Genomic DNA, 24,058 nt, shown 5'->3' with positions numbered 1-24,058 from the left:
GCGGTCCCCGCCGGCCCCCGGGTCCCGGGCGGGCCCCGGGGGGGGGGGCGGGGGGCGCCCCCCCCCCCCGCGCCCCCCCGGGGGGGGCGGGGCCGGGGGGCCCGGGGGGGGGCCCGCGCCCCGCGCCCCGCCGCCGTCGCTGTCACCGTCGGATCACCGGTGCGAGGTGAACTCCACCACCTGCTGGTAGGTCGGACGGTTCTGCCAGCTGATGGTGCCGTGCTTGATGCCGCCCAGGGTGCGCTGGTTGATCGAGTCGGCGCACCACTGGTCGCCCGCCGAGCACAGGTCGTCGCCCGGGTAGACCTGGGCCGCGGGCAGGCCGGCCGCCTGCTTGAGCGTGCTGATCAGGGCGTCCCGGCAGGCGCTGAGGCTGCCGCCGCCGCAGTACCTCTGGGCGAGCGGCCCCTGCACGGGCTCACCGAGCACCGCGCGGATGTCCTTGTCGACATAGCTCCACCAGCCGTACTGGAAGGAGCTGCCCGCGTGCGATCCGGTCGGGCCGTGCCCGGCCGACGGCGCCTCGTCCACCGACAGGTTGTTCGTGAACGCGGTGTACAGGTCGCTGCCCAGACCGGGTTCGAACTCGGCCTTCGCCAGCAGTGGCCACCAGGCGTCCAGGATCCGGACGGCGTCGGTGTTCGCGTACGTCTTCGAACCCGCGGACGTCTCGGTGCGCTTGGCGCCCGCCGTCAGCCACGTCTGGAGGCTGCTCACCGCCGCCGCGGCCGTGGAGTCCGTGACCGGCGAGCTGTTGATCACCTTCAGCAGGTCGGGCAGCACGTCCTCGGCGCGCAGATCGGCGAGCGCCGCGTCCGCCATCGCCTTCACCAGCGACGCACGGGTGACCCCGCCGGCCTGGACCAGTTTCTTCACCCGGTCGTCGAGGAGGTTGCCGCGGTGCACCGAGCCCTCGCCCCAGGAGGCCGCCGCGTAGTCCTTGGCCTGCTTGTTGTTCCAGGAGATGTAGTAGTCCTGGTCGACGGAGTTGGGGTGCTGGGCGGGCGGTGTGTAGTCGGCGGTGTTGCCCGCCGGGTTCCAGCCCCGCCACTCGTACGCGGGCTGCGCCCACACCGGGAACTCGCCGTCCACACCGCTCGCCCGCACCGGGTTGCTGCCGCTGTTGTAGTACGCGGTGTGCTGCGCGTCGGCGTAGAACCAGTTGAAGGTGTAGTTGATGTGCTGCGCCGCGGCCTGGAAGTCCGCCGGGCCCTTCACGTAGTCCGGGTCGTTCAGCATCTGGAAGCCGATGATCGAGTCGACTTCGTGCTGGTAGGAGGAGCGCAGGCTGGTGTAGGCGACCTTCTTGCCGCCGACGGTCGCCCGGTACTCGACGGGTCCGTACTTCGTGCGCCAGACCCGCATCGTGTACGACCCGGCCGCGGTGCCGTCGGCGACGGTCGGCGTCCAGGAGTTCTTCTGCTCGATCTTCTCCATCGCGGTACAGGTGCCGTGGTACAGGTAGTGGTAGTCGTCCTGGCAGAGTTCGACGGCGTAGCTGTCGATGATGTCCTGGCCCGAGGTCGTGGCGCTCCACACGTAGTCCTGGCCGCGGCCCAGTTCGACGTACATGCTCAGACCCGCGAAGGAGGCGCCGCGGGCGCTGATGCCGGGGCCCTGGATCTCCTGGAGCATGAGCAGCTGGGGCGCGAAGTAGCCGGTCTGCGGTCCGAAGACGGCTATCGGCTTTCCGCTCGCCGTGTGCTTGCCGCTCACCACCAGCGCGTTGGACATGCCGCGCCGGGCGGAACCGAGCACCGTGTCGGCGGCCTTGGCCGAGGTGCCTTCGGCGCTCGCGGAGGCGGCGCTGCCGGTGCGGTCGTAGACCAGCGGTTCCTGGACGGCCGAGCCCGCGTCGGGCAGGGCCTCGCCCTTCGCGTCGGCGGGCTTGGTGGCGTACGGGAAACTCTCGCCGTTGTGCACGGTGAGGACGGCCTCGGGGTCGTTGCGCTCGCGGAAGGACTCCCAGACCCGGGTGCCCTCCTCGACGCCGAACTTGGACTGGGCGGCCATCAGGGAGAGCGCGTTGCCGACCTCGCCGCCGCCGCCGGCGCCGAACAGCGAGCCGACGACGGAGGCGAGCGCCACCAGGTCGGTGACCTTGAAGTGGTCGATGGTGCCGGCGTTGGTGATCGCGTCCTTGTGGCCGGTCAGCACGTACTCGCCGGGGAAGTAGCGGCCGCTGTCGGAGGCGTCGATGTAGGCGTTGATACCGGCGATGTAGGCGTTGACATCATCGAGGGCCTGCTGCCCGCGGGCGCCGTTCTGGGCGACGGCGCTGTCGATCTGGGCCTGTAGGTCCGCCTCCGTGTAGGGGGCGCTGCGGTAGAACTGCTGCTCAAGGCCCTGGTTGGCGGCGGCGCCGCCCGCGAAGGAGGTCAACTGGCCGCGGCCGACATGGCGGAAGAGGTCCATCAGCCACAGCCGGTCCTGAGCGGCCGCGTAGCCGGCTCCGAACTCGGTGCCGTAGCGGGTGGTGCCGGTGATGTGCGGTACGCCGGTCTTCTTGTCCCGGACGATCGTCACGTCGGTGCGGCCGGCCGGCTTCTCGCTGGAGGCGACCTGGTCGGCGGCGACCCCGAACGACGCGTCGTTGAAGAAGGTGTTGATCTTCGCGTCGGTGAGCCCGGAGTAGCCCGTGGCCAGGTTGGCGTAGGGGCCGAGCTGGTCCTCGGCGTGGTCGGGCTGGGTGCCGAATGCCTGGTTGAGCAGGATCTGCGCGAGGGTCGCGTTGCCGTTCTGGCCGGGCGGGAGGATGTCGGAACACTGTCCGCCGCAGTAGTCGTTGGCGGCCGCCGCCCGGGTCGCCGCCGGCTCCGCCGCCGCCACCTGCTGGGTGAGCGGGGAGAGCAGACCTGCGATCAGAGCACATACGGACGCCGTCTTCAGGAACCCGGCGCGTCTGCCGGGAGTTCTCAGTTTGTCGAACAACACGTTGTGTGGGGTGCGCCGTGCCATGGCAGCTCCTACCGACGGGGGTTGGCCGGACGTTACCGCCGGTATCCCCGAGAGTGAAGATGAACATGCGTCACTTTTCGGAGTCGCCGCAGCCGTTGTCCGCCGTCAAGCGGGGGCGCCTTATGGCGGGCATCGGAAATCGGATGGAGCCGAATCGCGCATCGGTACGTCTATTCGGCGACGTCGCGCGAGTTCCGACCACGACGCCGAAACGACCGAAAAACAGGTGCAGGTGTGACGGAGGTGCAGAGCGATGGCTGGTTTCCGGAGTCTGGCGAGACAGGTGGGCGACCCGCGGTGCGACCTGGCGCTGCGGCGCTACTCGCTCCGCAAGTGCCTTGAGCGTTTCGCCCCTTATGGGCACAGAGCGACGTGGGACCATCTGTGCTCGCGGGCCGGGTTCGACCCGGAGGACCGATCTCCCGATCCGGCGCGTCTGGTGGCCGCGCTGGAGGAGCTGGAAGAGGCACGCGCGGTCTGGCTGGGCTACGAGGGGGAGTTCGCCCAGCGCCGCAGGAGGGAGAAGCAGGACGGGCTGCGCCGGCCGGGCAGCGTGGACGACTGGCACCGGCTGACCTGGGGCGGATTCGGGGTCGCCTGGTGCGACGACCCGCGGGTCCACCCCCGTGAACCACTGGCCGAAGTACTGCGGCGGCTGATCGCCGCACTGAACCGCGCGCCGGGATCGAGCTGCCCGGTGTGCGCAGGAGAACGCCTCGTCTGGAAGTACGACCTCGACCACGAACCCTCATCCGGCCCGGTCTGCACGGAATGCGGGATTCTCGTACCGCGACCCGTGCTCACGCCCGAGGCGCTGGCGTACGCGCGGCGCGGGCGGCTGCTCATGTCGGCCTGACCGACCGGGGGTGCGCCGGGGATGCCGCACCCCCTGTCCCGGCCCGACCCGAACCACCTTGTCCTGTCCACACCTTTATGTCAGGCCCATTTCTGAACATTCAGCTCATTCCACTCCAATTCACCAAACTCTTCTGTTTGTTCTCATGTAATGCGCCAAGCCTCATTCCCGGCGGGCTTTTCCGGTCGGTTCGTCGGGACATCACGGTGTCGACGCGACTGTGAGGAGACTCCGCCGGTGCCGACCGGCATCTTCGAGGCATGGTGCAGGTGCGTCTCAACGGGCGGCGCGGGAGTGCCGACGGTGCGGGTGTGCCGCTGCCCCGGGAGGCGATCGCGCGCTCCGCGGCCGAGGCGGCCGCGGCCGGAGCGGCGGACCTGGGCGTATGGCCGGTGCTGCGGTCGGCCGGACGGCTGGGGCCGGCCACGCGCATCGGCCTGGAGGACACCCTGCTGCTGCCTGACGGACAACCGGCCCGCTGCGACGCCGAGTTGGTCAGGGCCGGCCTCACCGAGTACCGCCGCAGCCGGGCCCGGGGCGGATGATTGCCCGGGAGCAGGCAGTCACGCCCGCGCCGCCGGGAGCGAGCGGTCACGGCGCCGTCGTGGCGCACGGGCCAGATGGCGGCCACGGCCCGCGCAGCGCTCAGCACCCCGCGCTCCCTGCTCAGCGCTCGCGTTCCGCCATCAGACGGGACCCGGAGCCGCGGGCGCCGAACGCGTCGTCCGGGTTCGACAGGACGCAGCCCTCCAGCGAGAGGCAGCCGCAGCCGATGCACTCGGTGAGGCGGTCGCGGAGCCGGTTCAGCTGGCTGATCCGCTCGTCCAGCTCGGAGCGCCACGCCTGCGAGAGCCGGGCCCAGTCCTCGCGGGTCGGGGTGCGTTCCTCGGGGAGTTCGGCGAGGGCCTGGCGGATCGTGGCCAGCGGGATGCCGACCCGCTGGGCGGCCCGGACGAAGGCGACGCGGCGCAGGGTGTCACGGGTGTAGCGGCGCTGGTTGCCGGCGGTCCGGCGGCTGCTGATGAGCCCCTTGGACTCGTAGAAGTGCAGGGCCGAGACGGCGGCGCCGCTGCGCGCGGACAACTGGCCGACGCTCAACTCATGGATCTTCTCCGTGATCTGGGGCACCCCGCAGAGCCTACCCACCGCTCCGGCCGGGCGCTGCCGTTGACATTGTCCCCCGACCCGACCATACTAAGCAGTCGCTTAGAGGCGAGCGATGCCGAACAGGAGAGGCCGGGACGAGGAACATGGCAGAACCTAGGATCTTCACCTCCGCCGACGAGCTGAAGGCGGCCGTGGGCGAGCAGCTGGGACACACCGACTGGCTGGAGGTCGACCAGAAGCGGATCGACCTGTTCGCGGAGGCCACCGGTGACCACCAGTGGATCCACGTCGACCCGGAGAAGGCCGCCGCCGGGCCGTTCGGCGGCACCATCGCGCACGGGTATCTGACGCTGTCGCTGCTGCCCCTCTTCAGCCCGCAGCTGCTCCGGGTGGACGGCGCGACGATGGGCGTCAACTACGGCACCAACAAGGTGCGGTTCCCCGCGCCCGTCCCGGTCGGGTCCCGGCTGCGCGCCACCGCGCGGATCACCGGCGCCGAGGACGTCGCCGGCGGTGTCCAGCTGACCGTCGTCTTCACCGTGGAGCGGGAGGGCGGCGACAAGCCGGTCTGTGTGGCGGAGTCGGTCTCCCGCTACTACCTCTGAGACCGCACCTCGGCGACCGGCGCGGCCGTCGGGCACCGCCCGGCGGACCGGGGCCTACTCGGCCCCGACCATCCGCAGCACGAGGCCGGCGTAGAGCGCGCCGACCTCCTCGGGGGTGCGGGGGCCGTCCACGTTGAACCAGCGGGCCACGTCGATGCACAGGGACAGCACCGCGAGGGTCGTGCCGTGCACGTCGAGGACGTCGAACTCACCGGACGCCACGCCGTCCTGGACGATCCCGCGCACCTCGGCGTCGACCTGGCGGCGCAGCGCGAGGATCTCGGCGCGGGCGTCCGGGCCGAGCGCGTCCAGTTCGTACTGCACGACCCGCGCGGTGGTCCGCCGTCCGGCGTGCCAGCGGACGAAGGAACTCACCGCGTCGGCCAGCCGCTCCGTGGCGCTGCCCGGGCCCCGCGCGGCCGTGCGCAGGATGTCCAGCGCCTTGTCGTGGCCGATGCGGCTGATCCGGTGGAGGAGTTCTTCCTTGGTCTTGTAGTGGATGTAGAGCGCGGCCGGGCTCATGCCGGCACGGCCCGCGATGTCACGGGTCGTCGTCGCGTGGTAGCCCCGCTCGGCGAAGGCGTCCACGGCGGCGACGAGCAGCCGCCGGGCCGCGTCAGGGGTGACCTCGTCCCACGGCTCGGCCTCGCCGCCGGCCGTCTCCTGCGCCGTACTCATCGCTCGTTCGCCCCTCTCGGTGACAGGAGCTACACCATACCGCCCGAGGATGAGCGAGCGCTTAGCGTGCCCGCTCAGAGCTTCTCGAAGGGATCGTGCTCGGCGAGCAGCTTTTCCAGCCGGGCCTGGTCGACCCGGCTGACGATCCGCCCGGCCTCCTGGCGGTCCCGGATCACCTTCGCCAGGGTGAAGGCGGAGGTCACCAGGTACAGGACCGCGACCCCGAGGAAGGCGCGCACCCAGCCGTCGGTACGCAGGTGGTAGATGCCGGCGGCGGTCGCCGCCAGGGCCACGGCGAAGGAGGCCACGGCCTGGCCGTAGAACGCGGTGGTGCTCTGCTGCTTGACCGGTGTGTCGCTCATAGGGACGAGCTTCGGCACGCCCGGCGCACGGCGCATCCGTCCGGATACTCAGACGGCTGCTCACGCATCGGTGCCCGCGGCGCACCGGCACCCCGCACTCGTCGGCACCCCCGGCGCTCAGAACGCCGAAACCCCCGTCAGCGCCCGGCCGATGAGCAGCTTCTGGATCTGGCTGGTGCCCTCGTAGAGGGTCATCACCCGGGCGTCGCGCAGCAGTTTGCCCGCCGGGAACTCGTCGATGTAGCCGTAGCCGCCGAAGACCTGAAGGGCGTTGCCGGCGGCGCGGACGGCCGCCTCGGAGGCGAAGAGTTTGGCCTTGGAGGACTCCACGGCGAACGGCAGTCCGCGGTCGATCAGGTCGGCCACCCGCCAGGTCAGCAGCCGGGCCGCGTCCACGTCGACGGCGATGTCGCTGATCAGCTCCTGGACCAGTTGGTGGCGGGCGATGGGCACGCCGAACTGCTCGCGTTCCCCGGCATAGCCGACGGCCGCGTCCAGCGCGGCCTGGGCTATGCCGACGCAGCCCGCCGCCACCGACATCCGCCCTTTGGCGAGCGCCGACATCGCGACCGCGAAGCCCTTGCCCTCCGGGCCCAGCATCGCCGAGGCCGGGACGCGGACATCCGTCAGGACCAGTTCGGCCGTCGCCTGGCCGCGCAGGCCGAGCTTTCCGTGGATGGCGCGGCGGGTCAGGCCCGGGGTGTCGGTGGGCACCAGGAAGGCGGAGACGCCTTTGTGGCCGGGTGCGTCCGTGGAGCGGGCGAAGAGAAGGACGACGTCGGCCCAGGTGCCGTTCGTGATGAAGGTCTTGGTGCCGTTGACGACGTAGCAGTCGCCGTCGCGCACCGCCCGGGTGGTCAGGTTGCCCGCGTCGGAACCGGTGCCCGGTTCGGTCAGACCGAAGCAGCCGAGGTACCCGCCGGACGTCAGCCCCGGCAGCCAGCGGCGCTTCTGCTCCTCGCTCCCCCAGGCCGCCACCGACTTCGCGACCAGCCCGAGGGAGACGGACACGATGCCGCGGACCGAGGAGTCGCCACGGCCCAGCTCCTCCGTGACCAGGCAGTACGCCAGGTGGTCGCCGCCCGATCCGCCGTACTCCTCGTCGACGGTGAGGCCGAGGAAGCCGACCTCGCCGAGCTTCTTCACGATGCCCCGGTCCACCTCCTCGGCCCGGTCCCAGGCGGTGGCGTGGGGGGTGATCTCGCGCTCCACGAAGTCCCGCGCGAGCTGCCGGACGGCGGTCTGCTCCTCGCTGAGTCCCAGGTTCACCACGAGATCACCCCTGCGGAAGACGGATTCCTGAACGCGACGGCCCTGCCGTGCCACACCAGGACTTTAAATTACCACTGCTAGTTTTTTGTCTCAGCCCTACTATGTGCGCCATGGCCCGACCGCGCAAGCCCCTCCTCAGCACCGACCGGATCGTCCGGACGGCACGGGAACTCGTGGACGCGGAGGGCCTCGCGGCCGTCTCGACCCGCCGGCTCGCCGCCGAACTCGGCGTGAGCGGGCCCTCGCTCTACAACCACTTCCGCACCAAGGACGAGATCCTGGAGGCGGTCGCCGACTCGGTCAGCGGCCAGGTCGACCTGTCGATGTTCGAGGACGGCCGGGACTGGCGGGCCGCGCTGCACGACTGGGCCGTCTCCTACCGGGCCGCCCTGCGCGACCACCCCCACCTCGTCCCCGTCTTCGCGCGCGGTCCCGGCCGCCGGCCCGCGGCGCTGCGCCTCGCCGACGCCGTCTACGGCGCGATGGTCGACGCCGGCTGGCCGCCCGCGCAGGCCACCTCCATCGGCGCGCTGATGCGGTACTTCGTCATGGGCTCGGCGCTCGGCTCGTTCGCCGGGGGATTCGTGGACGACGAGAGCGCCTACGACCCCGCCGACTACCCGCACCTGGGACAGGCCCACCGCCTGGCCGAACAGCAGGAGAAGATCGACGAGCGGGCCTTCGAGACGGGGCTGACGGCCCTGCTGGACGGGCTGGCACAGCAGTACGAGCGGGTCGCGCGGCCGGCGCGGTGACGGCACGGCCGGGTGGGGGCCACGGCGAACCCGGTGCGGTGACGGTGCGGGCGACGCGGTGACGGGGACCCGGGCGGCGATGCGGCAGGCCGGTGCGGTGACGGTTCGGCGGCGGCCGAACCGTCCATGGGTGATCCTGGGGACATGACCGTCGAAGACCCTCGGGCCCCGGGACTCGCGGCGCTCGCCGGACTGCTCGCCGACGAGACCCGGGCGGCCTGTCTGCTGGCTCTGCTGGACGGGAGGGCCTGGACCAACGGCGAACTCGCCCGGCACGCCGGGGTCGCCGCGTCCACGCTCAGCGAGCACCTGGGCAAGCTGGTCGCGGGCGGGCTGCTCGCCGAGGAACGGCAAGGGCGGCATCGGTATGTGCGGCTCGCCGACGAGCGGGTGGCCCAGCTCGTCGAGGAGCTGACCGCCCGGGTCGGCCCCGAGGCGGCGGCACGGCGCCCGCGCACGCTGCGGGAGGCGGGCGCCGGATCCGCGCTGGCCCGCGGGCGCACCTGCTACGACCACCTCGCCGGGCGGCTCGGCATCGCGATCACCGACGCGCTGACCGGGCGCGGGCTGCTCGGGGTCACCGGCGGTCCGACGGACGCCGCCGCGGCCGGTCCCCCCGTACCGGTCGCGGCGGCGCCACGACCGGCGCAGGCGGAGCGGACCAGCGGGTTCGCGCTCACGGACGCGGGGCACCGGTGGTTCGGCGACGTCGGCATCGGGCTGCCGCGCACCGGCCGCCGGCCGCTGGCCCGTGCCTGCCTCGACTGGACCGAGCGCCGCCCCCACCTGGCGGGCGTCGCGGGCGCCGAACTGTGCCGGCACGCCCTGCACGCGGGCTGGTGCGTGCGCATCGGCTCCGGGCGCGCCGTGAAGGTGACGGACGCCGGCGAACACGCGCTGTCGCGACTGCTGGGCATCGCCCCCGGCACACTGCGCTGAGCCAAACTGCCGGGCATCGCCCCGCCACCCTGCGCCCTGCCGGTCCGGCACGGCCGCGCCGAGCGGCACGTCAGCGCGGTACCGGCTCGGCGCTCACAGGAGCACCAGCGCCCGGCCGCCCCTGCCCGTCAGCATGTTGTCGAAGGCCGCCGGGATGTCCGCCAGGGCGATGCGGTCCGTCACCAGCGCGGACAGGTCCAGCCGGCCGGCGCGTACGTGCTCGGCGAGGAGCGGCAGGTCGCGGGCCGGGTCGCTGTTGCCGTAGACGCAGCCGGTCAGGGTACGGCCCCAGTGGAAGATCTCCAGGGCGTTGAAGGTGACCTGCTCGTCCTTGCCGCCGATGCCGACCACCGTGGTCCGGCCGCCGCGGCGGGTTGACTCCCAGGCGGCCCGGATGGTGGCCGCACGGCCCACGCACTCGATGCCGACGTCGACGCCCTGCTTGTCGGTGAGGGCCCGGATCCGGCGGGGAACGGTGGCGTCGGCGAGGAGGAAGTCGGTGGCGCCCGCGCCGCGCGCCAGTTCCTCCTTGTGCGGGGAGGCGTCGACGGCGACGATCCGCGCGGCGCCCGCGATCCGCGCCGCCTGGAGTGCGGCGAGGCCCACTCCGCCGGCCCCGAACACCGCGACCGTCTCCCCCGGCCGCACCCGCGCCGCGTGGTGCACGGCGCCGTAGCCGGTCAGGACGGCGCAGCCGAGGAGGGCGGCCTCGGCGAGCGGCACTCCGTCGGGCACCGGCAGCACGCAGGCGGCCGGGACCACCGTCTCCTCGGCGAACGCGGCCACGTTGAGGCCGGGATGCAGGTCGGTGCCGGTCACGGTGCGGGCGTACACCTCGGCGGCGCCGTTCAGGGCGTTGGCGCACAGCCACACCTCACCGAGCGCACAGGCGTGGCAGCGGCCGCAGGACGGGGCCCAGTTGAGGACGACGGGGGTGCCGGGCGCGACCCCGGTGACCCCTTCGCCCACGGCGACGACCGTGCCCGCGCCCTCATGGCCGAGGACGGCCGGGACCGGCACCCGCATGGTGCCGTCGGACAGGGACAGGTCGGAGTGGCAGACGCCGACGGCCGCCAGGCGCACCCGGACCCGGCCGGGACCGGGGTCCGGCAGGTCGATCTCGGTGATCTCCAGCGGGGCCCCGACGGCGGGCAGGACGGCGGCTCGTACGGCCATGGCTGCTGAACTCCCTCAGAACTGGAGTGACTTGGTCTGGAGGTACTCGGCGAGCCCGTGCGCGCCCAGTTCCCGGCCCACTCCGGACTGCTTGTAGCCGCCGAAGGGGGCGAGCGGATTGAACCGGCCGCCGTTGATGTCGACCTGTCCGGTGTCCATGCGCCGCGCGAAGGCCACCGCCCGTGCCTCGTCGCCCGCCCAGACGGCGCCGGCCAGGCCGTAGACCGTGCCGTTGGCGATGCGCAGCGCGTCCTCCTCGTCGGCGTAGCGGAGGATCGTGAGGACCGGGCCGAAGATCTCCTCCTGCGCGATGCTCATCTCCGGTGTCACGTCTGCGAACACCGTGGGGCGTACGAAGTAGCCCTTCTCGCGCGGGGCGTCGGCGCCGCCCGCGGCCAGCCGGGCGCCCTCGGCCCTCCCGCGCTCGATGTGAGCGCGCACCCGGGCCCGCTGCTCGGCGCTGACCACCGGGCCGATGCGGTCGCCGTACTTGGCCGCCGCGGTCGTCGCCAGCGCCACGGCCTCGTCGTACTGGTCGGTGTGCACGAGCATCCGGGTCCAGGCGCTGCACGTCTGCCCGGAGTTGGCCATCACGTTGGCGACGCCGACGGCCACGGCCCGGGCGAGGTCGGCGCCGGGCAGGATGACGTTGGCGGACTTGCCGCCGAGTTCGAGGGCGGCCTTCTTGACGGCCGCGCCCGCGGCGGCGCCGATCCGCCGGCCCACGGCGCTGGAGCCGGTGAAGGAGACCAGGTCGACGCCCGGGTGCTCGACGAGGGCCTGTCCGGCGACCGGGCCGAGCCCGGTGACCAGGTTGAACACGCCCGCGGGCAGGCCCGCCTCGTGCACCGCCCCGGCGAACAGCTGGGCGACGAGCGGGGTGTTCTCGGCCGGTTTGAGGACCACCGTGCAGCCCGCGGCCAGCGCCGGGGCGACCTTGGCGACGATCTGATGGAGGGGGTAGTTCCAGGGGGTGATCGCGCCGACGACGCCGACGGGTTCGTGGTGGACGACCGAGTTGCCGACCCGCTCCTCGAAGACGTGGGTCGCGGCCAGTTCGGCGTACGAACCGGCGACCGAGATCGGCAGGCCCGCGTGGACGGCACGGGAGAACTCCAGCGGCGCGCCCAGTTCCGCGGTGACCGTCTCCGCGATCTCCTCCTTGCGGGCGGTCAGGACGTCCCGCAGGGCGGCCAGCCGGGCGGCGCGGTCGGCGGGCGCGGTCGCCGCCCACCCGGGGAGGGCGGCCCGGGCGGCGCGCACGGCGGTGTCGACGTCCGGGGCGGTGCCCGCCGGGACCCGGCCGACGACCTGTTCGTCGACGGGGTTCACCACCTCGATCACGTCCCGGCCCGCGGCGGGGCGCCAGGCGCCGTCGATGTACAGGGCGTCGTGTGCCTTCATGGTGCGTCCTCCTGGCGGCCGGTCGTCCGACCACAAACTAGCGATGTTAGTTTTCTGGCGCCAGGGGTCGTGGGGCGTCGCCCGGGACGGGACCGGCGCCGACGACGGCCGGTGGCGGTCGGTGGTGGCGGGACGGACCCGGAATCCGTCCGCACGCCCCGGCCGTCAGTCCAGCACCCGCGCCAGATACGCGCGCAGCAGTTCCCGGGTCTCGGCGATGATCGCCTCGTCGCCCTCCGGGGCCACCCGGAAGGCGAGGTGCACGAGGGTGTCGGCGGTCTCCACGGCGACCAGGAAGATCCGTCGCAACTCCGCGTCGGGGACGCGGCCGAGATAGCCGGCGAGCAGGGCGGTGAGGTTCTCCGCGACGCGGTGGTTGGGCTCCGCGGGCCGGTCGCCCACCGGGATCTGGTTGCCGAAGTCCACCAGGGAGAAGCCGGGCGCGGTGCGCTTCATGGCCAGGTACTCGTCCAGCACGGCGTCCACGGCCGCCCGCCAGCCGCCCGGCCGGGCGCCCTTCAGGCGCCGGGTGACGCGCTCGGAGTAGCGTTCGAGGTTGCGCTGGGCGAGGGCGTCCGCCAGCTGCCGTTTGTTGCCGAAGAAGCGGTACACGGAGCCGATGGGCACGCCGGCGCGCGCCGCGACGGCCCGGGTGCTGAGGGCGTCGTAGCCGACCTCGTCGAGGAGGTCGGCGCAGGCGTCCAGGATCCTGGTCAGCCGCTCGGCACTGCGCCGCTGGACGGGGGCGCGGCGCAGCGATGTCGCGTCGGGCACGGGCTTCATGATGCCTTTCGGGCGGAATCCGGTGAACCTCTCCCCACAGTACGGAGGTCGACGGCCCGTGCGTCCACCCCCACCCGCGCCCTTGCGCACGACCGCCGCACCGCACCGCTCCCCCTGGACGCGGCACCCGTCGGGGTCGCCGCCGGTCCCCCGGCCGAACCACCCTCAGGACCGCCCCGATTTCCCGGCCGAACCACCCCCCAGGGCTGCCGCCCGCTCCTCAAGGCCGCCCCCGCTCCCCCGGGCCGCGCCGTCTCGCCGGGCACCGGGTCCGTCGGGTTCACTTGCCGGCGCCGCTCCCCACCGCCGGTGCGCCCGGTGAGACGGTCGGGGCCGGGGCAGTCCCGACGCCCGGCGAGCCGGCCGGCAAGGATCCGGGGCCGGATCCGGACCCGGTCTCCGCCCCCGACGCGGTGACGTCGGCGGTGCTCTCGACCGCCTTGCCGTGCACCGCCCACACCGTGCCGTCGTCGGCGTACAGGCGCGCGGTGATCTGATGGGTGCCCTGCGGGATGAGCCGGGCGGCGAGGTGGTGGCCCGGGGTGCGCAGCCGGGCGACCTGCTCGCCGTCCACGAACAGGTTGGCGAGACCGCGCCCGGTCCGGGCCCGCTCCGTCGCGCCGTCCGCCGAAAACCGGAAGTCGTGGACGGTCAGCCGTACGTCCCAGCCGCCGACGGCGTCCGGGGTCACCTCGATGCCGACGCCGGGTGCGCCGTCCTCGGGCACCTCGCGGTAGCGCCGGTCCTGGTCGTCCCTCTTGTCGAGCAGCCGGCCCGCCGGCACGGACGGCTTCGCGCCGCCCCCGTCGTGCGCCGCACCCGTCCCGCATCCCGCCACGCCGACCGACAGCAGGACACAGACGGCGAGCGCGCTGAGCGTTCCACGGGTCCACGGCATGCGAGGGAGCGTAGAACACGGGTGCGGGACCCCGGATCCCCCTGGAGTCGGGGGTTCCGGCCGGCGTCCTCCCTCTCAGGGAGCAGCCGGACCGTCCGTCGGTCGCAGGACGCGCGAAAACCTTGTGCCCGCGCAACCATATTCCTATGGTGATCCATAGGAATGGCGAGGGCACCGGATCCGGGTTCGCGAGGGAGCGATCATGAGTGAGGACGCGCGCAAGACCGCCGAGGGACTGGCCTATCTCTCCGGCTTCGGCAACGAGCACACCTCGGAGGCGGTGCCCGGCGCCCTGCCGGAGGGCCGCAACTCCCCGCAACGCGCCCCGCTCGGGCTGTACGCGGAGCAGTTGAGCGGCACGGCGTTCACCGAGCCGCGGGCGCGCAACCGCCGCTCCTGGCTGTACCGCATCCGCCCGTCCGCCGCGCACCCGGCGTTCACCCGCGCCGACAACGGCGGGCTGCGCACGGCCCCGTTCGCCGAGACGGCGCCGGACCCGAACCGGCTGCGCTGGAACCCGCTGCCGGAGCCGCCCGCCGGAACGGACTTCCTCGCCGGGCTGTGGACCCTCGGCGGCAACGGCGACGCCACCGTGCGCAGCGGCATGGCCGTGCACCTCTACCACGCCAACGCCTCGATGGAACGGGTCTTCGGCGACGCCGACGGAGAGTTGCTGATCGTGCCGGAGCGCGGCGGGCTGCTGCTGCGCACGGAACTCGGCCTGCTGCGTGCGGAGCCCGGCCACGTGGCGCTGATTCCGCGCGGGGTGCGCTTCCGCGCGGAACTGCTGGACGACACCGCCCGCGGCTACGTGTGCGAGAACTACGGCTCGCCGTTCCAGTTGCCGGACCTCGGTCCGATCGGCGCCAACGGGCTGGCCAACGCCCGTGACTTCCGGGCGCCCCTCGCCGCGTTCGAGGACGTCGAGGGACCGGTGGAGGTGGTGAACAAGTTCTGCGGCAACCTGTGGACCGCCGTCTACGACCACTCGCCGCTCGACGTGGTCGCCTGGCACGGCAACCACGTCCCGTACGTCTACGACCTGCGCCGTTTCAATGTGCTCGGGACCATCTCGTACGACCACCCGGACCCGTCGATCTTCACGGTGCTCACGTCGCCGTCCGACACCCCCGGGCTCGCCGGTGTCGACTTCGTGGTGTTCGCGCCGCGCTGGCTGGTGGGCGAGGACACCTTCCGGCCGCCGTACTTCCACCGGAACGTGATGAGCGAGTACATGGGCCTGGTCGAGGGCGCGTACGACGCCAAGGCGGAGGGCTTCGTGCCGGGCGGCGGCTCGCTGCACAACATGATGTCGGCGCACGGCCCGGACCGGGCCACGTTCGACCGGGCGAGCGCCGCCGAACTGAAGCCGCAGCGGATCGACGACGGCCTCGCGTTCATGTTCGAGACCCGCTGGCCGGTCACGCTCACCGCGCAGGCGGCCCGCGCGGACCACCTCCAGCAGGACTACGACGGCGTCTGGCGGGGCATCGAACGGCACTTCCGCCCGTTGCGCTGAACGGTCGCGACAGGTACGGATAGCCCGGTGACATCATTCGCCCCGGACTCGATCGTCCTGAACCGCAAGCTGCCGCTCTGGTATCAGGTGTCGCAGTCCCTCCGCGCCTCGATACTCGGCCGCTCACCCCAGGACTCGCTGCGGCTGCCCACCGAGGAACGGCTGGCGGAGCACTACGGGGTGAGTGTGCTGACCATGCGGCAGGCGCTGAAGGAGCTGGAGGGCGAGGGGCTGATCAGCCGGCACCGGCGGCGCGGCACGTTCATCGAGCCCGGCGCACGGCGGGGCTCCCCGGTGCGGCTGCTCGGCTCGGTCGACGCGATCGTGGCCCAGCAGTCCGGGATGACGACCGAACTGCTGGACCGCGGTCCGGCGGCGGTGCCGGGCGAACTCAGCGAGTACTTCCCGGACCTGGCCGAGGTGGAGACGTACCACCGGCTGCGGTGCGACGAGGGCAGCGGCGAGCCGACCAACCACGCCCGCAACTACGTCCGTCCCTCGCTGGCCCGGCACTTCGACCCGGAGGACCTCGTCCGCTGGCCGATGACGAAGGTGCTGCGGGACGTCGTGGGCGCGGACATCGGCCGCATCACGGACACCGTGGAGGCCCGGCTCGCCGACCCGGAGACGGCACGGCTGCTCCAAGTGCCGCTGCTCAGCCCGATCCTGCACTACACGGGCGTGATCTACGACGCGGCGGGCCGGGTCCTGGACGTGGCGGTCATCCACTACCGCGGGGACCGCTTCTCCTTCACGGTCACTCTCGAAGCCACCTGACCCCGCCGGCTCCGGGCCCGCCCGCGCACGGAAGGTCGTACCATGCCCAGCGTGACGCACGACGACGCTCCGCTGCTCGCGGACCTCATGCCGTGGTCCGTCGCACCGCCGCGGATCGGCCGGGGGTGGCCGGCGGCCCCCGACGCCGGTTCCCTGAGGGCCCGCTGGGACGCCCTGGTGAAGGCCGCGGGTCCGGACCGGGAGACCCTGTTCGAGCCGACCCGTTCGCGCACGCTGCACTCGGCCGTCGGCCAGTTGCCCGGCCAGCCCAGTGGCACCGAGCGGCTGGCGCGGGCGGCGGGCCCGTGCCCCGAGCCGGTCCGCGTGCTCGCCGCGCCCTTCGACGAGCAGTGGCTGATCCCCGACCAGCGGCTGATCGACTCGGCCCGCCCGGAGCTGTGGCGGGTGACGGACGGACACCAGGTGTTCGCCGTGGAGACGGCCGAGGAGGGACCGGGACCGCTGCTCCTGGCGACGTCGCTGCTGCCCGTCCTGCGCCCGGGCCGCATCCGGCCGCTGTACCGGCGGCCGGGCGGCCACGAGCCCAATCTGGCGCCCGGCCTGCTGGACCATCTGGGCACCCGTCTGGGCCTGTCCCCCACGCCTCTGGACGTGCTGGCCTGGGCGCTGGCGGCGGCCCGTCCGGGCCCGGCGGTGCCGCTCACGGAGGACCCCGGACTGTGGTCGCGGGGGGTGGCACTGGGCCGTCGCCTGCTGTGGCTGATGCGCCGCGACGGCGAGCGCCCCAAGCTCCCCGGCGGCCGTCGCCCCTACGTTCGCGCCCCGCTTCCGCCGCGCCCCGAAACCGTCGGCTACGACCGGGACGAGGAGTGCCTCCGGTTCGACGAGGGCCGCATCGCGCCGGTCCCGCCCGGGGCCTGGGACTTCGAGGTGTCCGGAGTGCGGGTGCTGGAGGAGTGGTTCACCGCGCGGACGGCCGGGGCCGCGCCCGGCACCCTGGCCGCCGTCCGCCCGGCGGTCTGGCCGCAGACCTGGACGTCGGAACTGCTCGAACTGATCACGGTGCTGGCGCTGCTGGCGGAACTGCGCTCGGAGATGTCCGAGTTGACGGTGACCTCACCGATCACGGCAGCGGAGCTGCGCGCGGCGGCCGTGCTCCCGCCGCCGGACTCGTCCCGCCGGCCGGCCTCGGTCCTCGACCACCACGAGGAAGGCCCGGAGGGCCAGTTCGCGCTGATCTGAACGGGCCGGACGAAGCCCCTGGAGGCCGGCGGTGCCGCGGGGCACGGACGACCGCAGGCCCCGCCCGGCCGGCGGGGCGCTCAGGCGAACGCGGCGAAGGAGTCGAGGACGCGGTCCAGGGCGCGTTGGAAGACCGCCTCCAGATCGATCGGCCCGGCATCCTCCGCGAAGGCCGCGGCCAGGTGCGGATAGTCGCCCGAGGCGATCCGGCCGCCGAGGTAGGCGATGCGGACCGCGTCCTCCTGCTCCTGGGTCCAGGGCAGCGAGCGGGTGCGCTCCGCGGTCTCCAGTTCGTTCCTGACGTAGGTCGTGACGACGCCGTTGAGCATCGCGATCAGTTCCAGCTTCGTGCCGGAGGTCGCGTCGAGCGGTTCCAGGCAGACCAGACAGTGTTCGAGATAGCGCAGGGCGTTCGGGCTGAAGCCGTAGACGGGTGACATCAGCCGCGGCAGCCAGGTGTGCCGGTGCATCAGGGCGCGCGTCTGCCGCGCCACCTGGTTCATGTCCGCGCGCCAGTCCCCGTCGGGCCGCCACAGCTCGTGCTCGCCGCTGACCGCGTCCACCATCAGCTCGTACAGGTCCTCCTTGCGGGGGACGTAGTTGTACAGCGACATGGTGCCGCAGTCCAGTTCGGCCGCGACGTGCCGCATCGAGACCGCGTCGAGACCGTGCGCGTCGGCGATCCGCACGGCAGCGCCCGCGATGTCCGCGCGGGTGTACGCCGGTCTGGGGCCACGTCCCGTGCGCTCGGGACGGGCCCAGATCACTTCGGGAACGGCCCCTCGGGCTGCCATGGATCATCACCTCGCACTCCCATCCTAGTTACGTACGGCGTACGTAGTGCGCTATGGTCGACCCATGGATACTACGTACGCTGTACTTAGTGAAGGACTGGAAAAGCGGTTCGGCACCGTGCACGCCCTGCGCGGACTGGATCTGGCCGTCGCGCGCGGCACGGTCTGCGGACTGCTCGGCCCGAACGGGGCGGGGAAGACGACGGCCGTGCGGCTGCTCGCCACGCTGCTGCGGCCGGACGCGGGTTCGGCCCGGGTCGCGGGGCACGACCTCGTGCGGGAGGCCGCGGCGGTACGCCGCCGGATCGCTGTCACCGGGCAGTACGCGTCGATCGACGGCGACCTCACCGGACGGCAGAACCTGCGGCTGTTCGCGCGCCTGCACCGGGTGCGCGGCCCGGCCGAGCGCGCCGCGGACCTGCTCGACCGGTTCGGCCTGACCGAGGCCGCCGACCGGCGGGCGGCCACCTACTCGGGTGGCATGCGGCGCCGGCTGGACCTGGCGGCGAGCCTCGTCCGCCGCCCCGACGTGATCTTCCTGGACGAACCCACCACCGGTCTCGACCCGGCCGGCCGGAACCGGATCCAGGACGCGGTGCGCGAACTGGCGGCCGAGGGCACCACCGTGCTGCTGACCACGCAGTACCTGGAGGAGGCCGACCGGCTGGCCGACCGGGTCGCCCTGCTGGACCGGGGCCGGGTCGCGCACACCGGTTCGCCCGCCGAACTCAAGGCCGTCATCGGCTCCTACGCCGAGGTCGTCGTCGCGCACACCGACGCGCTGGTGCGGGCGGCCGGTGTCCTGGACCGGCTGACCGGCCACGAACCGGCACTCGACCACGAGCGGCACACGGTGGGCGCGGTCACCACCGACGCCACCCTGACCCTGCCCCGTCTGGTGCGCGAACTCGACGCGGCGGGCGTGCCGTTGCTGGACGCCCGGCTGCGCCCGCCGACCCTCGACGACGTCTTCCTCCGGCTGACCGGCGGGACGACGGGGGGTCCGGCCGGTGAGCGCACCGGGAGCGGCGAGCGGACGGCCCCCGACGGCGGCTGCCGGAAGGAGCGTGCGGCATGAGCGCGCTGCTGCACGACGGTGCCGCGATGGCGGGCCGGCAACTGCGCCGGGTCCGCAACAGTCCGGGGGTCACGGTCCTGACCCAGGTCATGCCGGTGAACATGCTGCTGTTCTTCGGCTACGTCTTCGGCAGCGCGCTCGCCATGCCCGGCCGGGAGTACCGGTCCTTCCTGCTCCCGGGGCTGCTGGCGGCGACCGCGGCGGGCGGGATCATGACGGGGATGTTCCAGGCCGCCCAGGACTGGCACCGGGGCGTGACCGACCGTTTCCTGACGATGCCGGTGAGCCGGGCCGCCGTGCCGCTCGGCCAGGCCGTGGCGGACCTGGCCGTCTCCGCGCTCGGCACGGTGCCACTGCTGCTGGTCGGGCTGGCGGTCGGCTGGCGGGTCGAGGGTCCGGCGGCCGGGGTGCCGGCGGCGGTGGGCCTGCTGCTGCTGTTCCGGTTCGCCTGTACGAGCATCGGGATGCTTCTCGGCCTGCTCACCCGGAGCGAGGAGGCCGCCGGGCAGCTCGGCGCCGCGACCTTCGTCCTGCCCCTGCTGTCCAACGCCTACATTCCCACCGACAATCTGCCGGGCGTGCTGCGCACGCTCGCCGAGTGGAATCCGATCAGCGCGGTGACCACCGCCCTGCGGGACCTGTTCGGCAATGCTCCGGTCCCGGCGGGTGCCGCCTGGCCGGTCGCCCATCCGGTCGCCGGGTCACTGCTGTGGAGCGTCGTGCTGATCGCGGTGTTCCTGCCGCTCGCCGTACGCCGGTACGCGCACGGCGAGCGGTGAACGGCGCACACCCTCGCCGGCCGTAGGGACCGGCCGCCGGCTGCCGGGAGCGGTGGTGGGAGGCGGGGACGCCGAGCGGGCCGGGGTGTGACCGTCGATGTGGTCGGTGGTGTCGATGCCGTCCCCCGTTCGCTGCCGGGCGAGGACGGGGGACGTGCGGGCGCTCGGACAGCACGCCGCGGCGCCGCTGCGTGGCCGTGGGGATGACGGACGACGAGATCGCAGCGGTACGCCGAGGCGGCTTGCGGCCCGGGCAGGTGCCCGTCGGTCAGTGCTTGTTGCCGCCGAACAGCGAGCGGCGCAGCCGCCGCAGCGGCGCGAAGAGGGAGACACGACGCACGCGCGTGTCCCGGTCGCTGCACTCCTGCCTGGAGTCACGTGCGGTCAGCTCACGCATCAGCGATGTCGCTTCGGCCGCCTTCTGCTGCGGTATGGCGGGACCCGCCAGCACCGAGAGATGGCGGTCGAGGCGCGAACTGCTCGCACTGCTCCCGCAGGTGATCGCAGGGACCCTCGCCCTGCTTCGCACTGTTATCTGCTCCATGTCACTCCCCACCCGTAACGAGTCCACCCGGCGCGGGCAGGGTAACCCTATCGCCCCATGCGGCCACTCGGGTATCACGCCCACAGTATTCACCTTCCCCGTAAGGAGGTTGACGATTACTCTCCGAATCCGACCGATTTCAGGGCGAGTTGCGCAACGGGCTGACTGGTGGGCCACAGAGTGCGACAGACCGACTGACGGTCACGGCGAGTGACGACATGGACCCGCTGCGTCCGGTTAGGCCCGAGGGCGTGTCACCGGCGGTGGGACCGGGGGGACGCGGACGCGCACAGGGGCGCGCGCACCGCACCGGTCGCACGGACATCGGGGCGACGAGAACGTGGGCGATCTCACGTGCCCGGGTCCGCCCGGCACCGCGTCCTCGGAAAGCGGGACGGCCGAGAACGCGATCGGCATGGAGGTACGCGCTCCGGTGCGGGCGAGGTCCGGCCCGGTTTCGTGCTCCGTGACGTGCACGGCTACGGAGACCCCGCCGGACGGGGCCTCCGCTTCACCTTCGGACTCTCCCTCGGATCCGTCCTGCGCGCCCTGACGGATCAGTCGTTGTTGTTGAGCACCGGCAGGTAGCCGCCGGACTGGCCGGCCGCGGTGGGGTGGTACGAGGTGCCGATGTCGAGCCAGTTCACGCTGTGCAGCCAGGAGTCGCCGGAGCAGATCTCATGGCCGGTGAAGGTGGTGCGGACGTCGCCGAAGACGAAGCCGTGGGCGGCGGCACGCTGGGAGATGACGCTGTTCATGTAGTCGGCCGCGTCGTTGATCGCGGACCGCTTGGTCTCGGAGAGGCCCACGCACGTCGCGCCCAGCTTGTAGAAGCGGGGGTAGCCGATCACGACGACACGGGCGGACGGGGCCTTGGCCCTGATCGTCGAGTAGGTGGTGTCGAGCTTGCCGGGCAGCGTCGAGGCGACGTAGGACCGGGCGGTGTTGATGCGGGACAGGCAGGTGCTGTCGGAGTTGAGCACACAGGTCGTCATCACGTCGGCGAACCCCGCGTCGTTGCCGCCGATGGTGATGGACACGAGGCCGGTGGAGGAGTTGAGCGAGCCCAGCTGGCCCGCGAGGACATCGTCCGTGGTGGCGCCGGAGCAGGCGTTGAACGCGAACGACGACGGGGCGTGGGCCGCGTTGTACAGGTAGGGGTAGGCGTTGGTGCTGCGGTCGCAGTCACCGCTGGAGCTGATGTAGCTGCCCGCCCCGACCCCGGAGGAGTAGGAGTCGCCGAGCGCCACGTAGCCGCCGGCCGCCGCGAGTTCGGACGCCTGCGCAGTGGCGGCCCCGGTGAGGGCGGCGCCGACGGCGAAGAGGGTTGAGATGAGATATGCGGTAAGTCGGGAACGTCTCATGGAACCTCCCTTTAGCAGGATCTCTGCCTCAACTGTGGTACCAGCTACGCGTGTTGACTGGAAGTGTTCATGCCAATTCTTTTCCGGTCCGGACCGGATCGACTCCGCTCGTTCACCGATCGAGTGATTTCGCGTTCATGACAGCTTTGTTGACACCTCGTCAACAGCCTTGTTCTACGCCCGTAGACGACCGACGCTTTACCCAGCCCCGGAAAGGAACGCGACGGTCCGGGGCCGTGCGGGCGATCCCGCCCGCACCCCCCACACGAGCGCGCCGACCCGGGCGCGCTCCGCCAGGAGGAGGACCCCCTCGTAATGGCACAGTTGCGCAGTAGGAAGTTCCGCCTCGCCACCCTCACCGGCGTGGCCGCCACCGCCCTCGTGGGCGCTCTCACCGCGCTCCCGGCGCACGCCGCCCCGGCCACCGGCACGGTGCTCGCCGCGAACTCCCCCGACGCGGTGGACGGCAGCTACATCGTCACCCTGAAGACCGGCACCGGAATCAAGGCCGCGTCGAGCACCGGCAAGGACCTGGTCGAGGAGTACGGCGGCACGGTGCGGAAGACGTTCGGCGCCGCGCTGAACGGCTACTCCGCGAACCTCTCGGCGGACCAGGCCGCGAGACTCGCCGCCGACCCGGCGGTAGCCTCCGTCGAGCAGAACCAGACGGTCCACCTGACCGACACGACGCAGTCCAACGCCCCCTGGGGCCTGGACCGCGTCGACCAGACCTCGCTCCCGCTCTCCGGCACCTACACCTACCCGGACAGCGCGGACAGCGGGGTGACCGCGTACGTCATCGACACCGGCGTGCGCATCACGCACACCCAGATCAGCGGCCGGGCCTCCTACGGCTACGACGCGGTGGACGGCGACACCACGGCCTCCGACGGCAACGGTCACGGCACCCACGTGGCCACCACCATCGCGGGCTCCACCTACGGCGTGGCCAAGAAGGCGAAGATCGTCGCGGTCCGCGTGCTCGACAACAGCGGCTCCGGCACCACCGCCGGGGTCATCGCGGGCATCGACTGGGTGACCGCCAACCACAGCGGACCCTCGGTCGCCAACCTCTCGCTCGGCGGCGGCGCCTCCACCACGCTGGACACCGCTGTGCGCAACTCCATAGCCAGCGGCGTCACCTATGCGATAGCCGCGGGCAACAACGGCCTCAACGCCTCCTCGTACTCCCCGGCCCGGGTGACCGAGGCGATCACGGTCGGCGCCACCACCAACACCGACGCCAAGGCAAGCTACTCCAACTACGGCACGGTGCTCGACCTGTTCGCGCCCGGCTCCAGCATCACGGCGGGCTACAACACCAGCGACACCGCGACCGCGGTCCTCTCCGGTACGTCGATGGCCACCCCGCACGTCGCGGGTGCCGCCGCCGTCTACCTCGCGGGCCACGCCTCGGCCACCCCGGCCCAGGTCGCCACGGCCCTGGTGAACGCCGCCACCTCCAACGTGCTCTCCGGCGTGGGCACCGGTTCGCCGAACAAGCTCCTGAAGGTCGTGCCGTAACACCGGTCCGCACCCGTCCGACCACCAGTTCCCCGGAGGCAGCCGGCGCCTCCGGGGAACGTGTGTCTCCAGGGGCGGCCCGGTCACCGGCGCGGGCGCCACGGCATCTTGACGGTCCGGCGGCGCCGCGCGACATTGAAGCCCGGCATCCGGCGCTTCGGGGGGCAAAGTCGGCCATGCGCACCATTCGCGTCAAGGCACCTTCGGCGGACGGCTCCGAGCGGGCCCGACCAGGTCCGGGGAGGGACCTGGCACCGCTGCTCACCGGGGTCGCGGCCGCCGTCGGCGGAGTCGGCGCGCTGCTCGCGCTGACCGGTTCGGCGTCGCCGCTGCGTGGTCCGTTCGCCCTGTTCTTCCTGCTCGCCGCGCCGACCACGGCCATCGCCTCGATGCTGCGCGGGCTGGATCCGTTCGGCCGGCTGCTCGTCTCGCTGGCGGGCGCGGTCGTCGTCGACATGCTGGTGGCCCAGGGCATGCTCGCCGTGCACCGCTGGTCGGTGGACGGCGGAATCCTGGCCGTGACCGTGTTCAGTCTGCTGCTGCTCCTGGCCGAGGGAATTCTCGAACGGATGCAAAAGATCCGTTCGGGCCGAGGAGTAACGGCCCGTAAAAGCGAGTAATGGCCAAACCAATTCAAACGTGAGGTCTCGTTCCGGGCCTTGCCATACGGGTTCAATCGTCAA

At 72.5% G+C, this 24,058-nt stretch carries 24 protein-coding genes; 12 read left to right on the top strand and 12 right to left on the bottom strand.

What is annotated here, in order from left to right; genetic code table 11:
- Positions 1-153 precede the first annotated feature (153 nt).
- The gene (locus ACFY2B_RS15565) at positions 154-2,958 is read right to left on the bottom strand and encodes a penicillin acylase family protein (RefSeq protein WP_390763653.1); all 2,805 of its coding nucleotides are present in this window, start codon (positions 2,956-2,958) and stop codon (positions 154-156) included.
- Between the two features lie 253 nt (positions 2,959-3,211).
- Here ACFY2B_RS15565 and ACFY2B_RS15560 point away from each other — a divergent pair, with 253 nt between their 5' ends.
- Positions 3,212-3,814 (top strand): hypothetical protein, encoded by a 603-nt coding sequence (locus ACFY2B_RS15560; RefSeq protein WP_390763652.1) that lies wholly within the window; start codon positions 3,212-3,214, stop codon positions 3,812-3,814.
- Between the two features lie 260 nt (positions 3,815-4,074).
- Positions 4,075-4,359 (top strand): hypothetical protein, encoded by a 285-nt coding sequence (locus tag ACFY2B_RS15555; protein WP_390763651.1) that lies wholly within the window; start codon positions 4,075-4,077, stop codon positions 4,357-4,359.
- 121 nt (positions 4,360-4,480) lie between these two features.
- On the opposite strand, the gene soxR is transcribed toward ACFY2B_RS15555, so the two are convergent.
- The gene (gene soxR, locus ACFY2B_RS15550) at positions 4,481-4,942 is read right to left on the bottom strand and encodes a redox-sensitive transcriptional activator SoxR (RefSeq protein WP_390763650.1); all 462 of its coding nucleotides are present in this window, start codon (positions 4,940-4,942) and stop codon (positions 4,481-4,483) included.
- A gap of 122 nt (positions 4,943-5,064) precedes the next feature.
- Between soxR and ACFY2B_RS15545 the strand changes: the two genes are divergently transcribed.
- Positions 5,065-5,526 carry a MaoC family dehydratase gene (locus ACFY2B_RS15545; RefSeq protein ID WP_390763649.1) on the top strand — a complete coding sequence of 154 codons (462 nt, stop codon included), beginning with the start codon at positions 5,065-5,067 and terminating at the stop codon, positions 5,524-5,526.
- 54 nt (positions 5,527-5,580) lie between these two features.
- Here the strand turns inward: ACFY2B_RS15545 and ACFY2B_RS15540 are convergent, their stop codons facing one another.
- The 3 genes from ACFY2B_RS15540 to ACFY2B_RS15530 form a co-directional block, all read right to left on the bottom strand.
- Positions 5,581-6,204: a TetR/AcrR family transcriptional regulator gene (locus ACFY2B_RS15540; protein WP_390763648.1), complete on the bottom strand. Its 624-nt coding sequence runs from the start codon at positions 6,202-6,204 to the stop codon at positions 5,581-5,583.
- Positions 6,205-6,278: 74 nt separating this feature from the next.
- Positions 6,279-6,566: a YiaA/YiaB family inner membrane protein gene (locus ACFY2B_RS15535; RefSeq protein ID WP_390763647.1), complete on the bottom strand. Its 288-nt coding sequence runs from the start codon at positions 6,564-6,566 to the stop codon at positions 6,279-6,281.
- 117 nt (positions 6,567-6,683) lie between these two features.
- Positions 6,684-7,835, bottom strand: a complete 1,152-nt coding sequence (locus ACFY2B_RS15530) for an acyl-CoA dehydrogenase family protein (protein ID WP_390763825.1) — start codon at positions 7,833-7,835, stop codon at positions 6,684-6,686.
- Between the two features lie 113 nt (positions 7,836-7,948).
- Here ACFY2B_RS15530 and ACFY2B_RS15525 point away from each other — a divergent pair, with 113 nt between their 5' ends.
- Positions 7,949-8,593: a TetR/AcrR family transcriptional regulator gene (locus ACFY2B_RS15525; RefSeq protein ID WP_390763646.1), complete on the top strand. Its 645-nt coding sequence runs from the start codon at positions 7,949-7,951 to the stop codon at positions 8,591-8,593.
- 144 nt (positions 8,594-8,737) lie between these two features.
- Positions 8,738-9,532 carry an ArsR/SmtB family transcription factor gene (locus tag ACFY2B_RS15520; RefSeq protein WP_390763645.1) on the top strand — a complete coding sequence of 265 codons (795 nt, stop codon included), beginning with the start codon at positions 8,738-8,740 and terminating at the stop codon, positions 9,530-9,532.
- 93 nt (positions 9,533-9,625) lie between these two features.
- Here ACFY2B_RS15520 and ACFY2B_RS15515 read toward each other — a convergent pair whose 3' ends face one another.
- The 4 genes from ACFY2B_RS15515 to ACFY2B_RS15500 all read right to left on the bottom strand — a co-directional run bounded on the left by ACFY2B_RS15515 (position 9,626) and on the right by ACFY2B_RS15500 (position 13,793).
- On the bottom strand, positions 9,626-10,708 hold the full coding sequence (locus tag ACFY2B_RS15515) for a Zn-dependent alcohol dehydrogenase (protein ID WP_390763644.1): 1,083 nt from the start codon (positions 10,706-10,708) through the stop codon (positions 9,626-9,628).
- A gap of 15 nt (positions 10,709-10,723) precedes the next feature.
- Complete coding sequence (locus ACFY2B_RS15510; protein ID WP_390763643.1) at positions 10,724-12,112, bottom strand: aldehyde dehydrogenase family protein; 1,389 nt, start codon at positions 12,110-12,112, stop codon at positions 10,724-10,726.
- 165 nt (positions 12,113-12,277) lie between these two features.
- Positions 12,278-12,895 (bottom strand): TetR family transcriptional regulator, encoded by a 618-nt coding sequence (locus ACFY2B_RS15505; protein WP_390763642.1) that lies wholly within the window; start codon positions 12,893-12,895, stop codon positions 12,278-12,280.
- Between the two features lie 280 nt (positions 12,896-13,175).
- The gene (locus ACFY2B_RS15500; RefSeq protein ID WP_390763641.1) at positions 13,176-13,793 is read right to left on the bottom strand and encodes a hypothetical protein; all 618 of its coding nucleotides are present in this window, start codon (positions 13,791-13,793) and stop codon (positions 13,176-13,178) included.
- Between the two features lie 202 nt (positions 13,794-13,995).
- Between ACFY2B_RS15500 and hmgA the strand changes: the two genes are divergently transcribed.
- The 3 genes from hmgA to ACFY2B_RS15485 are packed head-to-tail and all read left to right on the top strand — an operon-like array spanning position 13,996 to position 17,292.
- A complete protein-coding gene (gene hmgA, locus ACFY2B_RS15495; protein ID WP_390763640.1) occupies positions 13,996-15,312 on the top strand; it encodes a homogentisate 1,2-dioxygenase in 1,317 nt (438 codons plus the stop codon).
- A 27-nt stretch (positions 15,313-15,339) separates the two neighbouring features.
- On the top strand, positions 15,340-16,089 hold the full coding sequence (locus ACFY2B_RS15490; RefSeq protein ID WP_390763639.1) for a GntR family transcriptional regulator: 750 nt from the start codon (positions 15,340-15,342) through the stop codon (positions 16,087-16,089).
- Positions 16,090-16,131: 42 nt separating this feature from the next.
- Complete coding sequence (locus tag ACFY2B_RS15485) at positions 16,132-17,292, top strand: type ISP restriction/modification enzyme (protein WP_390763638.1); 1,161 nt, start codon at positions 16,132-16,134, stop codon at positions 17,290-17,292.
- 80 nt (positions 17,293-17,372) lie between these two features.
- On the opposite strand, the gene ACFY2B_RS15480 is transcribed toward ACFY2B_RS15485, so the two are convergent.
- Entirely contained in the window at positions 17,373-18,086 is a 714-nt protein-coding gene (locus ACFY2B_RS15480; RefSeq protein WP_390763637.1) for a TetR/AcrR family transcriptional regulator, read from the bottom strand.
- 64 nt (positions 18,087-18,150) lie between these two features.
- On the opposite strand from ACFY2B_RS15480, the gene ACFY2B_RS15475 reads away from it, so the two are divergent.
- Complete coding sequence (locus ACFY2B_RS15475; RefSeq protein ID WP_390763636.1) at positions 18,151-19,164, top strand: ATP-binding cassette domain-containing protein; 1,014 nt, start codon at positions 18,151-18,153, stop codon at positions 19,162-19,164.
- Positions 19,161-19,943 carry an ABC transporter permease gene (locus ACFY2B_RS15470; RefSeq protein WP_390763635.1) on the top strand — a complete coding sequence of 261 codons (783 nt, stop codon included), beginning with the start codon at positions 19,161-19,163 and terminating at the stop codon, positions 19,941-19,943. The genes ACFY2B_RS15475 and ACFY2B_RS15470 overlap by 4 nt, the downstream gene beginning before the upstream one ends.
- Before the next feature lie 268 nt (positions 19,944-20,211).
- Here the strand turns inward: ACFY2B_RS15470 and ACFY2B_RS15465 are convergent, their stop codons facing one another.
- Together ACFY2B_RS15465 and ACFY2B_RS15460 are read right to left on the bottom strand one after the other, a co-directional pair.
- Positions 20,212-20,487 carry a hypothetical protein gene (locus ACFY2B_RS15465; RefSeq protein ID WP_376537002.1) on the bottom strand — a complete coding sequence of 92 codons (276 nt, stop codon included), beginning with the start codon at positions 20,485-20,487 and terminating at the stop codon, positions 20,212-20,214.
- Positions 20,488-21,044: 557 nt separating this feature from the next.
- The gene (locus ACFY2B_RS15460; protein WP_390763634.1) at positions 21,045-21,851 is read right to left on the bottom strand and encodes an SGNH/GDSL hydrolase family protein; all 807 of its coding nucleotides are present in this window, start codon (positions 21,849-21,851) and stop codon (positions 21,045-21,047) included.
- 315 nt (positions 21,852-22,166) lie between these two features.
- On the opposite strand from ACFY2B_RS15460, the gene ACFY2B_RS15455 reads away from it, so the two are divergent.
- Together ACFY2B_RS15455 and ACFY2B_RS15450 are read left to right on the top strand one after the other, a co-directional pair.
- Complete coding sequence (locus tag ACFY2B_RS15455) at positions 22,167-23,375, top strand: S8 family peptidase (RefSeq protein ID WP_390763633.1); 1,209 nt, start codon at positions 22,167-22,169, stop codon at positions 23,373-23,375.
- Positions 23,376-23,551: 176 nt separating this feature from the next.
- On the top strand, positions 23,552-23,995 hold the full coding sequence (locus ACFY2B_RS15450) for a hypothetical protein (protein WP_390763632.1): 444 nt from the start codon (positions 23,552-23,554) through the stop codon (positions 23,993-23,995).
- The last annotated feature ends 63 nt before the right edge of the window (positions 23,996-24,058 follow it).

This window comes from Streptomyces sp. NPDC001270, from assembly GCF_042896695.1.
Taxonomy (GTDB): Bacteria; Actinomycetota; Actinomycetes; order Streptomycetales; family Streptomycetaceae; genus Streptomyces.
The sequence above is the reverse complement of the archived record's forward strand: the minus strand, read 5'-3'. Positions and strand labels throughout refer to the sequence as shown.